At 47.7% G+C, this 12,741-nt stretch carries 13 protein-coding genes; 7 read left to right on the top strand and 6 right to left on the bottom strand.

Going from position 1 to position 12,741, the window contains the following annotated elements; translation table 11 throughout:
* Positions 1-216: 216 nt before the first annotated feature.
* The 5 genes from pdhA to NC796_RS22720 are packed head-to-tail and all read left to right on the top strand — an operon-like array spanning position 217 to position 3,751.
* Positions 217-1,218 (top strand): pyruvate dehydrogenase (acetyl-transferring) E1 component subunit alpha, encoded by a 1,002-nt coding sequence (gene pdhA / locus NC796_RS22700; RefSeq protein WP_310688074.1) that lies wholly within the window; start codon positions 217-219, stop codon positions 1,216-1,218.
* 12 nt (positions 1,219-1,230) lie between these two features.
* Positions 1,231-2,229, top strand: a complete 999-nt coding sequence (locus tag NC796_RS22705; protein WP_310688075.1) for an alpha-ketoacid dehydrogenase subunit beta — start codon at positions 1,231-1,233, stop codon at positions 2,227-2,229.
* The gene (locus NC796_RS22710; protein ID WP_310688077.1) at positions 2,222-2,449 is read left to right on the top strand and encodes a biotin/lipoyl-containing protein; all 228 of its coding nucleotides are present in this window, start codon (positions 2,222-2,224) and stop codon (positions 2,447-2,449) included. The genes NC796_RS22705 and NC796_RS22710 overlap by 8 nt, the downstream gene beginning before the upstream one ends.
* A complete protein-coding gene (locus NC796_RS22715; RefSeq protein ID WP_310688079.1) occupies positions 2,376-3,506 on the top strand; it encodes a dihydrolipoamide acetyltransferase family protein in 1,131 nt (376 codons plus the stop codon). Before NC796_RS22710 ends, NC796_RS22715 begins: the two co-directional genes overlap by 74 nt.
* Entirely contained in the window at positions 3,503-3,751 is a 249-nt protein-coding gene (locus NC796_RS22720) for an acyl carrier protein (protein ID WP_310688082.1), read from the top strand. The genes NC796_RS22715 and NC796_RS22720 overlap by 4 nt, the downstream gene beginning before the upstream one ends.
* Positions 3,752-3,775: 24 nt before the next feature.
* Here the strand turns inward: NC796_RS22720 and NC796_RS22725 are convergent, their stop codons facing one another.
* The 3 genes from NC796_RS22725 to NC796_RS22735 are packed head-to-tail and all read right to left on the bottom strand — an operon-like array spanning position 3,776 to position 6,618.
* Positions 3,776-5,248 (bottom strand): serine hydrolase domain-containing protein, encoded by a 1,473-nt coding sequence (locus tag NC796_RS22725; RefSeq protein ID WP_310688084.1) that lies wholly within the window; start codon positions 5,246-5,248, stop codon positions 3,776-3,778.
* Positions 5,249-5,294: 46 nt separating this feature from the next.
* Positions 5,295-5,753, bottom strand: coding sequence for a hypothetical protein (locus NC796_RS22730; protein ID WP_310688085.1), 459 nt, complete (start codon positions 5,751-5,753; stop codon positions 5,295-5,297).
* On the bottom strand, positions 5,740-6,618 hold the full coding sequence (locus NC796_RS22735; RefSeq protein WP_310688087.1) for a hypothetical protein: 879 nt from the start codon (positions 6,616-6,618) through the stop codon (positions 5,740-5,742). Before NC796_RS22735 ends, NC796_RS22730 begins: the two co-directional genes overlap by 14 nt.
* A 461-nt stretch (positions 6,619-7,079) precedes the next feature.
* On the opposite strand from NC796_RS22735, the gene NC796_RS22740 reads away from it, so the two are divergent.
* Entirely contained in the window at positions 7,080-7,961 is an 882-nt protein-coding gene (locus tag NC796_RS22740; protein ID WP_310688088.1) for a hypothetical protein, read from the top strand.
* A 1,169-nt stretch (positions 7,962-9,130) separates the two neighbouring features.
* Here the strand turns inward: NC796_RS22740 and NC796_RS22745 are convergent.
* From NC796_RS22745 to NC796_RS22755, 3 genes are all read right to left on the bottom strand, one after another.
* On the bottom strand, positions 9,131-9,559 hold the full coding sequence (locus tag NC796_RS22745; protein ID WP_310688091.1) for a fasciclin domain-containing protein: 429 nt from the start codon (positions 9,557-9,559) through the stop codon (positions 9,131-9,133).
* A gap of 568 nt (positions 9,560-10,127) precedes the next feature.
* On the bottom strand, positions 10,128-11,078 hold the full coding sequence (locus NC796_RS22750; RefSeq protein WP_310688093.1) for an NADP-dependent oxidoreductase: 951 nt from the start codon (positions 11,076-11,078) through the stop codon (positions 10,128-10,130).
* Between the two features lie 159 nt (positions 11,079-11,237).
* Positions 11,238-12,188 carry a DUF5996 family protein gene (locus tag NC796_RS22755; protein WP_310688094.1) on the bottom strand — a complete coding sequence of 317 codons (951 nt, stop codon included), beginning with the start codon at positions 12,186-12,188 and terminating at the stop codon, positions 11,238-11,240.
* Between the two features lie 111 nt (positions 12,189-12,299).
* On the opposite strand from NC796_RS22755, the gene NC796_RS22760 reads away from it, so the two are divergent.
* Positions 12,300-12,683, top strand: a complete 384-nt coding sequence (locus tag NC796_RS22760) for a hypothetical protein (RefSeq protein WP_310688096.1) — start codon at positions 12,300-12,302, stop codon at positions 12,681-12,683.
* Positions 12,684-12,741 lie beyond the last annotated feature (58 nt).

The raw sequence follows: 12,741 nt of genomic DNA on the forward strand, positions 1-12,741 counted from the left end.
GCTCTTTAAGCTGGTTCGTTTTCTAGGTCACCCCGACAGCTCCAGTCTGTTACTTGTCCCTTCAATATAGAACGTTTTACTAACGGGAATCTAAAGGTTCGTTTTTTGGCCGTACAAAAAATGAACAGTAACAAACCCCTTTGATTGACAAATAAATGTGGATTTAGGTGAGTTCTTAGACCGATTTCATCTCAATCACGATAACAGGAGAAACAGATGCCAACAAAAAAGACAGCCCCGAAAAAAGCCAAGTCCCCCACTGCCGGAAATAAAAAGAAGATTCATCTCCTTCACCAGATGATGCGAATCCGGGCGATGGAAGAGAAAGCCTATGAGCTCTATACTCAGGAAAAGATCCGGGGAATTCTGCACCTGTACGACGGGGAAGAGGCGGTGGCTGTAGGCGTCATTGAGAACCTTCAAAAAGATGATAGCATAGTAGGTACCTATCGCGAGCATGGACATGCCCTTATCCGCGGCGTCTCCATGAACAGCATTATGGCAGAGATGTATGGCAAAGCCGAGGGATGCAGCGGCGGCCGGGGCGGATCGATGCACCTGTATGACAAGGCAACTAATTTTTTGGGAGGATCGGCGATCGTGGCCAACGGCCTGCCGATGGCGGTGGGGGTGGCTTTTGCCTACAAGAGACAGAAAAACAACGCCATTGCCTGCTGTTTCTTTGGGGAGGGCGCCGTTGATGAAGGCGAATTCCATGAATCGCTGAACCTGGCTTCTCTTTGGGAGCTCCCGGTCCTTTTTGTCTGTGAGAATAATCTCTATTCCATGGGGATGCCGTTCGAACTCGCCGAGGCGGAGACCAACCTCATCAAAAAAGCGGAGTCTTATGATATTAAAGGTGAAATCGCAAACGGGATGGATGTGATGGCAGTAGTTAAGGCCAGTGAAAAAGCGATCGGGTATGTTCGCAAGGAACAAAAGCCGTTTTTCCTGGAGTGCCAGACCTACCGCTACCGGGCCCATTCCATGTTTGATCCCGAGCGATATCGAAAGAAAGAAGAGGTCCGGGAATGGAAGAAGAAGGATCCCATAACCACATTCACGGAAACATTGAAAACAGAAGGTATTCTCTCCGAAGAAGAGCTAAAAGAATTGCAGGACAAGGTTGCGGATGAAGTGGAGACCTCGGTTCAATTTGCAGAAAATGGCACGGAAGAACCGGTCGAAGACCTGGCCCGATATGTTTACAGTGATTAAAAGGGAAAAACTATGAAAACTACGGCACAACAAACAATGACCTACCGCCAGGCAGTACGAGACGCGATGCGCGAGGCGATGCAAAAAGACGACCGCGTATTCCTGATGGGCGAAGATGTGGGTCGCTACGGCGGCTGCTTCAACGTTAGTGAGGGGATGCTGGAGGAGTTTGGAGAAGATCGCATCATCGACACTCCGTTGTCCGAATCAGGGTTTACCGGGTGCGGCATCGGGGCCGCCGTGGAAGGCATGCGCCCGATTGTGGAAATTATGACCGTCAATTTCAGCCTCCTTGCTGCCGATCAAATTATTAACACGGCAGCCATCCTGCAGTATATGTCCGGCGGACAATTTAATGTACCCATTGTCATCCGAATGGCCACGGGCAGGGGCAAGCAGCTGGCAGCCCAGCACTCGCGAAGCATGGAGGGATGGTACGCTCATATCCCAGGCCTGAAAATTTTGACTCCGGCTACGGTCGAAGATGCGCGTGGCATGCTGTGGCCCGCCCTCGAAGATCCCGACCCGGTGCTGATTTTCGAAAACTCTACGCTTTATAATTATGAAGAAGCATGGTCGAGCAATGGGGTGACCGTTGACATCAGGTCAGCCAAAGTGCGTCGCGAAGGCCGTGACGTATCGATCCTCACCTATGGCATTGGATTGCACAAATCCCTGGAAGCTGCAGAATCGCTGGCTGAAGAAGGTATTGAGGCCGAAGTGGTGGACCTGCGTGTACTGCGACCCCTTGATGATGAGACGATACTTTCTTCCGTAGTGAAAACAAGTCGGGCGGTTATTGTAGATGAGGGATGGAAGAGCGGCGGTATTTCTGCGGAACTGAGTGCTCGTATTATGGAGCATTGCTTCTACGACCTCGACTGCCCGGTAGAGCGGGTTTGTGGCGAGGAGGTGCCCGCACCGTATGCCAAGCACCTGGAACAGGCTACCCTCCCCCAACCCCAAAACATTGTAGATACCGTCAATAAAATGGGAGGTCTCCATGGGTAAATTCATCATGCCGAGCCTTGGATCCCAAATGATTGAGGCCAAGCTGGTCAAATGGCTGGTAGAACCCGGTGATACCGTTAAAAAAGGTGATATCATCGGGGAGATCGATACGGAAAAGGGACTAATCGACGTAGAGGTCTTTGAGGATGGTATCATCACAGAACTGGTGGGCCAAAGAAGGCGATGTAGTACGGGTGGGATCGGTAATGGCAGTTATTGATGGCAAGAAAGGAGCGGCGAAAGAGGAAGTGGAATTGAAAGAGGTAGCTGAAGAAAAGAAAGAAATAATGGAAGAGGTAAAGAAAAAGGATGTGGCTGAGTCCCCCCGCCCAAAGAAGGAGAAAGTGAAAGAAAATGGAGAACTAAAAACCTCTGCCGAGCAGCCTGAATTGAAAGAAAAGGAAGCAGAGGTGCCGCTGCATCGTGTCAAGGTCTCACCATTGGCGCGGCGCGTAGCCGAAGATCTGAATGTGGATATCAGCAAAGTTGAAGGGTCGGGCATTGGCGGGACGATCCATCGTAAAGATGTAGAAGCCTTTGCTCAACAAAAAGTAGCCGATGAGACCTTCGAAAAAGAGGTGGAGATGGCGGAGAAGGTTTCCACTATTAAAGCACAGAAGAGCATGCGGCAGTCGATTGCCGCAGCCATGAGCCAGTCCAACCGGGAGATCCCCCACTACTACCTGGAGACGGAAATCGATATGAAGGCTTCGCTTGAGTGGCTTGAGGAGCAGAACAAGAAGCGCCCGGTCAATGAACGCCTGCTACCCCCGGTGCTGCTGATAAAAGCTGTGGCCAATAGCCTCACAGAAATTCCGGAGCTCAACGGCTTCTGGACGGACGAGGCGATGCATATCGAGGAGGGTATACACGTGGGCTTTGCCATCTCGCTGCGACAGGGCGGACTGGTCATTCCGGCCATCCTGAATGCCGATTTGAAATCCCTGGAAGAAATCCGAACCGAATTTGTCGATATGGTGATGCGTGCCCGTGAGGGGCATCTACGCAGCCGGGAGCTGAGCAGTGCCACCATCACCATTACCAGCCTGGGCGAACGGGGCGCCGAAAAAGTGTATGGTGTTATTTATCCGCCACAGGTAGCCCTTGTCGGGTTTGGGAAGATCACGGAACGTCCCTGTGCTGTCGACGGATTGATCGGGATACGGCCCGTGCTTTCCACCGTGTTGGCGGGCGACCACCGTGCCACCGATGGACATACCGGCTCGCGATTCCTGGAAATACTAAATGAGAACCTTCAGCATCCGGATGAATTATGAACACCACAGATATCGATACTATCATCAAAAAGCACCTTCACCGGGTAGCCCCGGAAGCGGACCTTGAGACGCTGGAGCCCAATGAAGATCTGGGTCGGGCCCTGGATATCGACTCGATGGATTTTTACAACATGATGGTAGCAATCAGCGAAGAGCTAAAGGTTGATATCCCGGAAGAAGAGTATGGTAAGCTCAGGAGCTTGAACAGGATCAATCAATTCTTGACAGAATCGATCAATAAGTAATCGACTAGCATCCAATGCATGGCATTATAGAAGATTTTCCTTTTGATAAGTGGGAAATAGAACGGACAGCAACAACACGGCAGATAGAAGCAAAAGTCCTCTTCCCAGCCATGAAGTACCATCCGGGAATATTGAAGTGATAAATAAGTAATTTTGATTATATGCCCATAACAAGAAGCCAATAATTATTACTGACAACAGGAATTCTGCCACCCGTTGCTTTGAATATACTCGCAGGGAAAGTGTCCCCCTCCTTCTACCCGTTGTTATTCCATAGACTATTTTTCCTGCATGCCATAACGCAAACAAAAAAATGACATCAGTTATAAACCACAGACTATCAACAACAGTATTAATTCGGCTGAATTTTACCGGACCCATCCCGTTCCACACTGCCCAGTCACTAAGAATTTGTGCGATCAGGGGCCAGCTGCGTTGACTGTTGGTAAAAATTACGATGCCATCTCCAGTTTCAGGGATAGCGTGGAAATGTGTCATCCAGCCATGGCCCTGCCCCCCGTGCCAGATCGCTGATGTACCGTCCGGCAGTGCTTCAATAAAATGGCCCAGGCCGTAAGCGTCCGCAACAAATCCAAAGATACCCGAAGTGGTTACCTGGGGAGCATATATATTCCGGATACTTTTTTTATTAAGTATGGGGGAGTCCGCAGTGTCAGCGGTCATCCCCGCAGATACAAATCGGGCAATATCCTCAAGACTGGAAAATAGTCCCCCGGACGCCTTCGCCGGGTAAATATATGCTGGAACCGGCTGACCGTTGAGATCGTATCCCATCGGTATATTGGCAGTCCATTTATCATTCCATGAGTAACTCGACTGGTGCATACCCAGCGGAATGAGCACCTCGTTCTCCATGTACTCCGAAAAATCACGGCCGGTTACTTCTTCAATAACCAGTTCGAGCAAGTTAAACCCAGCGTTAGAGTAAAGGAAACCGGAACCGGGCTCGTAGGCCAACAGAGCCTCTTTCGTGAGGTACTCCCGTAACGTCGGCATGTTGGCTTGTGGACCGTACTCCTCTCCCAGCGTTCCCAGCGGCATCCCGGCACTGTTGCTCAATAGACCTCGTATAGTTACCTCTTCCCAGCGGTATTCTGATGCGGGTAGTTCCCAGTCAGCAAGGTATTTTTGTACGGGAGCGTCAAGCTGGACCAGGCCCCGCTCAACCAATTTCATCACGCCCAAGGCCGTTACCGACTTGGATATGGACTCCGCACGACAGATCGCATCGACAGTCATCTTGCGTTTCTGCTTGATATCTGCGTATCCGTAAGCGCTTGACCAGGTTAATTTCCCGTCCTCAATCAGTGCTATTCCAACTCCAGGAATATTATAGCGCTCCATTAACCCGGTAACATGATCCTCAATTTTTGAAGTGAAGTTGGTTACAGTCCCCTGTCTTACACCAAAATTTTGAGTAGTAGCGACAACGGATAGCAACAGGCAGAAACTGCTGAAGACCAATAGTTTATACATTCTCAATTCTCTTTTGTCGTTCCTCAGAATGAACATTTTTTCGGTATCAGCCGAGATCATCAGATAATAAAGAGTTGGATTTGAATTTCTCTCGAACGGCCGGCCATTGCGTTAGTATCAGCAACACTATCCCCACCAATCCATAGATAAGTTGAAGAGGCGGGTCGGATTGATAGCCGATCATGGCTATCTCCACCCCGATCCATGCAATCAGTGCCATGCTCACCAAAACCGCTCCTGGCCAGGCCCATGTTGCACTTCGAAACAATCCGTAGAAAACCACGAGTGGAGCTACTCCCAATACGAAAAAAAGGATAAGGCCGGGCACCAGGTAGCTGTTGAATGGAGAATCCTCAAGCAGAGTAAGCGGCATGTGAAGCATACTGCCCGTTGGATCAAGCACCAGCATTGCGCCTCCCAACAAACCACTGATGGCCTGGAAAAAGATCAAAAAAGCAAGTAGATAAAAACTGGGGAGTCGGGATTGGGTGTCAGGCGTATTCATAAACAGGCTCCTTGACATATTTTATGATGATGACTGAGAAGGCTATCGCGCTCAGGGTGAAAAGCGGGATAATGACAACGGCCGGCATTATGTTTTGCCCGAGAATCCCCATGGCGATCACTTTGGCCGTAAGCGCCGTCATCAGTATGGAGAGGAACACGAGGTACACCGGAGCAAGTAGATATCCCAGGGGCTTTCTCCGTATTAATAACAGGCCGGATACAAAGGATAGCGGCAGCAGAAGCCCGAGATCCAGGCCCTGGACAATCAGCGTAGTGTAGTGCTCAACTTGCACAGGTATTATTGAGCCATCCAGCAGCGGTGGGATCACAATACCCAGCCACATTAGTGCGATCGCTATGCTGTTAAAAATCAGGAAACCGCCCGCCCATGTTACGGGCGTCGATTCAGCGAAATGGGTCCGGAGATTGTTAATATCTATGGAGAGCAGCGTCTGCGAAAAGGCAAAAAAGGAAGCACCCAGCAGGATAACGTATGCCAGGAACATCACGTTGTACATACCCATCACCAGGTAAAAAAGATAGGTTACCAGGAAGTAGCCCAGCGTCCCGGCAAGCAATAATTGTCCTTTCAGGGATCCCCTCCGTGCCCACAGAAGTGAAACCAGGAGAAGTGGAACGGCTATGCCGAGTGTAATATAGTCCTGCGCTACCCCCTGTGGTGCTACATTCTGCGACATATGCATGTAAAGCCCTTTGCCATAAACAGTCACAGTTTCTCCACGAACTGTTTCTATTTGATATGGCCCCGGGCCGCCGCCCGAAAAGATTCCGCTTGTGGAGGCTACAACAGCCAGCAGGATTATTATAGAAGAAAGAATCGTAATTGATTGCTTGTGCTTCATAATGTATCTGTATGGCCACTCAGCGCATCCCGTGACAAGGTCTAAATTCGAGATACCCCTTTTATTTAACTCTGACTTAATTGTAGATAGGATATTTCCGGCCTTTCTCTTGTAATGATATTCCTGACCTGAATGTAGGGAGAAGCGTTAACCGGGAGCAGTACAAGTCGGCAAGTTGAGCATAAAATAACGTCAACTCGGAATAAGAAGCTCAAAGATATAGTAAAACCGCAGTATTCTCTGGCCTTCGAAATTTTTGTTGACCAGAGTGACCAGAGCCGGAGCGTTAAGAAACCATTTCTGTTTGAGATCCGATCGTAACAGAAATGATAATAACACGTGTTCAAAAGGAATCCTTAATGAGATCCGAAAAAATCGTAATATTACAGCAGGCTGGTTATCAACTCTGATTTTTTATTTTAAATCCTATTGCCAACTTGAGAGAAAAAGGGGGAACCACAATGAAAACAGCACTGATATCATCAGTTTGTTTCTGGTCATTTTTACTAATGTGTAGTATTCCCGGTGCTTTTGGACAGGATACACCCACCGATTCTACACTATACCGAATTGAGACTCACAATGGAAATGTATTCATCGGGAGGCTGGTGACAGAAAACGATCAGCAAATGGTGTTGAAAACAACCGATATTGGTGAGATAACGATCCAACGATCCGACATAAAAAAGGCTGAGATCATCAGTCCAGAACAGGTTATAGACGGACGCTATTGGTTTAAAAACCCACATTCCACACGCTACTTTTTCTCCACTAATGCTCGTCCCCTTGGCACCGGCAACGGATACTATCAAAATACGTGGGTTCTTTTCAACAACATCAATGTGGGTATTTCCGAAAACATATCGCTTGGAGGAGGAATCGTGCCTACTTTTTTATTCGGCAGCGTAGGGACTCCCGTTTGGTTTCTGCCCAAGGTCTCAATACCGATTCAAAATGACAACGTTTACCTGTCGGCTGGAGCGATGCTGGGAGGGATAATTGGTGAAGAAAATTCCGGGCTGGGTTTGTTGTATAGCGTAGGTACCATCGGGTCTGACGACACCAACTTCTCGTTGGGACTCGGGTTCGGCTATACCGGTGATGACTGGTCCAATTCGCCCGTAATAAACGCCAGTATTATGCACAGAACCGGCCGGACCTTTTATTTGATAACAGAAAACTATCTCATACCTGTAGATGGCACATACCAGGGGCTTCTCTCGGCTGGTGTGCGGTGGGCACCAGAAAATTTTGCAGTCGACTTCGCTTTGGCACGTCCCACAGAAGCAGGGGATTTTATTGGTATCCCCTGGCTGGGCGTTACGTTGCCGTTTGGAAATTAGTGGTAAGCCTAGCCCATACAGAGTTAAGGTTTATTGTTTTATAACATCGACTCGAAGAAAGAGGAAGAATCATTTCGGGGTAACAGTGGGGTAACAAAATACCTTTACTATCTATTTACTTTGGCTTTGTTGATAGCCGATTATATTGTATGCAAGGTCATCAAAGTTCACATTTCATCCATTGGAGTCAGGATGGGAAAGATGAGAGGATTAACTGGATTTCTTCTTACATCATCCTGTTCATCCTCTAATCCTGTAAATCCCGGTTCCAAGCTGTGTTCAATTGATCAATTCATTTTCTCAGTGCAACCGATCGTCCTATCCATGATATTATCCTAGTTCATCATCTCATACTTAGAATCAGGATGGGCAGGATTAACTGGATTTCCAGAATCATTCATTAGCATAACATTCCATCCTGCTCATCGTCTAATCCCGTAAATCCTAGTTCTGATTTTTTGTTCAACTCACTACGTACATTACGTGTAGTAATCAAACTAGCCCCTAAATATCTTTTTGAATTCCAGCTGGTTACAAAAAAATAAATCGTGTGTTATTAGGTGCAGAGCGTGAATATTAGAGGTGTCGGTGCCATTAAGTGAATGGATTGCACCGTTGTAGAGCCAAAATGTGCGAGGGAACGGTGTTAAATGTATGGTGCGGGAAGATCTCTCCGTAGTGCTCTAAAATGATGTGGAATTTGAGGCCTGTTTGTTGGATGCAGCCGCTCTTTACGCACAGAATTCTTGCCTCCCCCCGTCGTTTAAAGTGGAATGAGTAATTATCCTCGGCAAAATGCAAAGCCCGAGTAATGGCAAAACCCCCGAATAACGTCTATTAAGGCACTTTTACCCTTTTTACCCCTCCAAATAAAAAAATCTAAATTATTTTGTAAGGATCTGCTCTAAAATCGATCTATAGAGTGGCGAATAGGAGATACTCATGTTTGAATAGTTAGCCCTGGTCGTTGACAGCGACCGGGGTTATTTTGTATTAGTGGTGTATGCTTACCGTGAGCAAAGAGAGCAGACACGTAAAGTTTAAACCTATTCATTTGTCAGCTGGGAATCAGAGCATTTTATACATGAAATTATTGCATCTGAAAATGCAATAAAAAAGCCTCTCCACTGATGGAAAGGCTTTCTATCTGGGAAAACTGTTTGTTAAGACTACTGTGTAACCACCGTATCTACAATATACACTACACCGTTGGCCGCAGATTTATCTGTTTCTTGTACTGTCACTCCTGTTTGGGTTTCAACCTGGTCCTTCGTTACCTCTCCTTGGAAGATTTGTCCTTGCATCAATTTTTTGGGACTTGCTTTCAGTTTGGTATCTGCGTTTTGTACTGCCTCATTACTTGGGGCTAACACTGTGAAGGTACTTTCCGGTTGCTTCAAAATCCGGCCGTAACCAGATTTATCCAATAGAGTGGCAAATTCTGAGGTATTATCATTGGCATTTACCACCTCATACACGGTCTTTTGCTGGGTGTCCAACTCGGAATCATTCTGTCCATGTACAGTATTGGAAATGAATAGTACTGCAAAAGCTAACATTAAAGAACCTGCAAAGAAACGTTTAAATAGTGTCTCCATAATACTATGTATTTTTTTAAGTAGGATTACAACTAAAAGAATCAATTACACTTCTGTTTAATGGCGCTTCATTAATACTATATAGCAAAGGCTGCTTTTTGTTTCTGGCTAATAAAGCTCCAAATAATATGCTCTATTTGTGCAATATTTTTCTTCAAAAGGTGGGACTTGTTGTGAGATATCAAACGCTTTCTTCGAACAGAATCTGACCTTCAACCAGTCATGTTGGATGGAGTGAATGCTTTACCTTGAATTAATGTAACGCCTGGGAAACTGAAAAACAACGAATAGGCTCTATTAAGGCCATTTTTTACCAATCGCACACTTATTTCTCACTAGATAAAAAAATCCAAATTATTTTGTAAGGATTTGCCTTGAAACCGATCTATAAATGTTATGTGGTCATTGGATCTAATTGGCATGATGACTCTCTTGATGGATAGGCCCCGGTCGCGTGAAAACGGCCGGGGTTATTTTATTGAAGTACATGCTAACGTTGAAATCCCTCGCAAGGCAGCTTGATATATCGAACTGCTTTAAATAGAATCCATTAAAAACAACAGCTGGATTACGGAGTGATAATCGTTTTTCCCCGCGAATGAAGGGATTCAATTTCCCGGAGCGCTTTCCCAGTCTCCTCCAGTGAATACGTTTGCGAGATCGGTACCTCAATATGCCCCTCATCGGCCAGCTCCTTTATCTTTTGAAGCTGTTTCGCATTGGGCTCTACAAACACATACTGGAAACTGATATCATCCGGAACATCCGGATTACGGTTGGTGATAGAAACAAGTTGTCCCCCGCTGTTTAGCGTGCTAATGCTTTGTTTCAGTGAATTGCCGCGGGAGCAGTGGAAAATAAAGTCAATGCCCTCAGGCGCTACTTCTTCTACCTGCTCTCCCACATCGCCGGCACTGTAATCGATGGTCTCATCGGCACCGAGCCCTGCCATATACTCCTGGTTGCGCCCGCTGGCCACGCCGATCACGGTCGCTCCTTTTGCCTTTGCAAGCTGAATAGCCAGCGTACCCACGCCTCCCGACGCACCGAGAATCAACAGTGTGTGCCCTTCTTGCAGGTTGCCAAACTGGAAGAGCGCCTGATAGGCCGTCAGTCCCACCAACGGAATACCGCCGGACTCCTCCATGCTAACCTGCTGCGGGCGATGGGCCAGGTAGCTCTCGGGAATAGCCACATATTCGGCAAACGTGCCGTGTTGTACGGTTGGCCGACGTGCATACGCATACACTTCATCCCCCTCTTCGAAACGACGAGCCGAAAATCCGCACTCCTCAACCACTCCAGCCATATCCCAGCCCGGTACCGCCGGAAATTCTGCGGGTACGGCCTCATTCAACATACCACGTGCGATAGCGGCATCCACGGGATTGACACCCGCCGCTTTCACGCGTACCAGCACCTCGCCTTCACCGGCTTCGGGGCGTTCAAGAGTACCTGTTTTAATATTGTCCAGCTCTCCAAATTCATCAAAATACGATGCCTTCATTTGTGAACTCATAGAAATTCTGTGTGGGTTGATTAAAAACGTCTCGTAATGGGGTCTTATTAACATCCAATACCCGGGTGTCGTTTCCGCTGCAGGAAAATCGACCCTCATAACAAGCGTGCCTAAACGGACCCGGAAATGCAGATCAGGCTTGCCCTGTTCGAGGCCATTTTAATGGTTCGGATGCCCTTTTGGTTCCAGCGCATTCCTGTCCCAGTTCCCGTTGGCCGCCGCTGCGGTGTAGGTACTCTGCAGGAACTTAAGCAGTGTTTTATCTGGGTTTTCTGCGGTTCTGACGCTTTCATAGGACAGGATAAATTCTCCCAGATCCTCATGATACCAGGCTTCACCGGGCTCGATATCGGCAGTGCGGTATCCTTCGGGCTCGGGGTAGGCGTAAGAATAGAATGCCGCTTCTCCCAAACCGGTGCCGGGCCAAAACCCTGCACTCGACAGTTCATGGGAATAGCTCTCCTCCATGACCCAATCGGGGCAGTTGGGAACCCCTCCGGGATGTTTCGGGGCTGATCGTCCAGAGAAGCGGGTCACGGCCAGGTCAAACGCACCCCAAAAGAAGTGAACCGGGCTTACCTTGCCCGTAAAGTCGGCCCGGAAACGGGTAAACACCCGGTGGACATCCGTAAGAGCCCGCCAGAAATGATGTACCGCTTCTGCATGGTAGGGAGCCTGGTCGGTATTTTCTGGGAACGGTACTATGGGATCGGGAAGCTCAACCGGTTTGGGATAGATATCCGTTGCAATATCCAGCTGCCTGAGGCCGTCCAGTGTTTTAACGTAAAAATCGGCGACCGACATCGGTTTCAGGTCAAAGAAAATCCTTTTGCCCGTTACTTTTCGAATATCCAGCCTGTGATCCAAAAAGTTAAACTCAATTTCGAAACCGCCCGACGGATGCGGAATTAACGAGGTGGTTAAGCCGCGGGCGGAAACATACAGTGTGACGTGCCAGCAGTGGTTAATCCAGGGCATATGTTCGAGACGGATTTTCCCGATAATTTGTGACCAGAGATGTACGGCGTCCAGCGTCTTCTCCCACTCGGCTGGGATCGGCAGTTCGGGCCAGGAATGATTGCTGTCGTTTACAGAATTTTCTTGATTCATGATATATGTATTTGAAGAGGGTTATACGTTAACTAACAAAATCGAATTAGAAAGGTCGGTTTGCAGGCAAACATTTCTAATATTGTCTCGCTTATTTCGTATCATCACCCAGTGATGAATAATACTAGGTTGAAAATACTAGCTTTATTTCTTGTCCTTTTCACCCCATTAGGGATGTCGGGGCAGGGTGACAATCAACCTGTTTATGACACAGCAGAAATCCTTCCTGTCAAAGCTGAAAGCACTACGTCGACCCATCCGTTAGGCGGAGCAGCTCTATTTACGCTTCATCACCAGGCAGAAAGCGGCATCAATACATCAAACACGCTTTCTATTCCGAATGTTCTGCATGACGCTGATGACGACAAGCACGCAATCGATGCTATTGAAGCGCTCTCCCAACGACATGCTTCAACTTACCTATCTGTCTCAAGGACCATAGAACACGGTTTTACAGTTAAGAATCTCATTTTTCCCTTCCACTTTTTCTTGTAACACCTCTTGGTAGTACCGGGTTGTCCCAAAAGGCAATCATTCCGTCCAGATAAACACG

The sequence above is a fragment of the Aliifodinibius sp. S!AR15-10 genome, from assembly GCF_031569985.1.
GTDB lineage: Bacteria > Bacteroidota > Rhodothermia > Balneolales > Balneolaceae > JAMQKA01.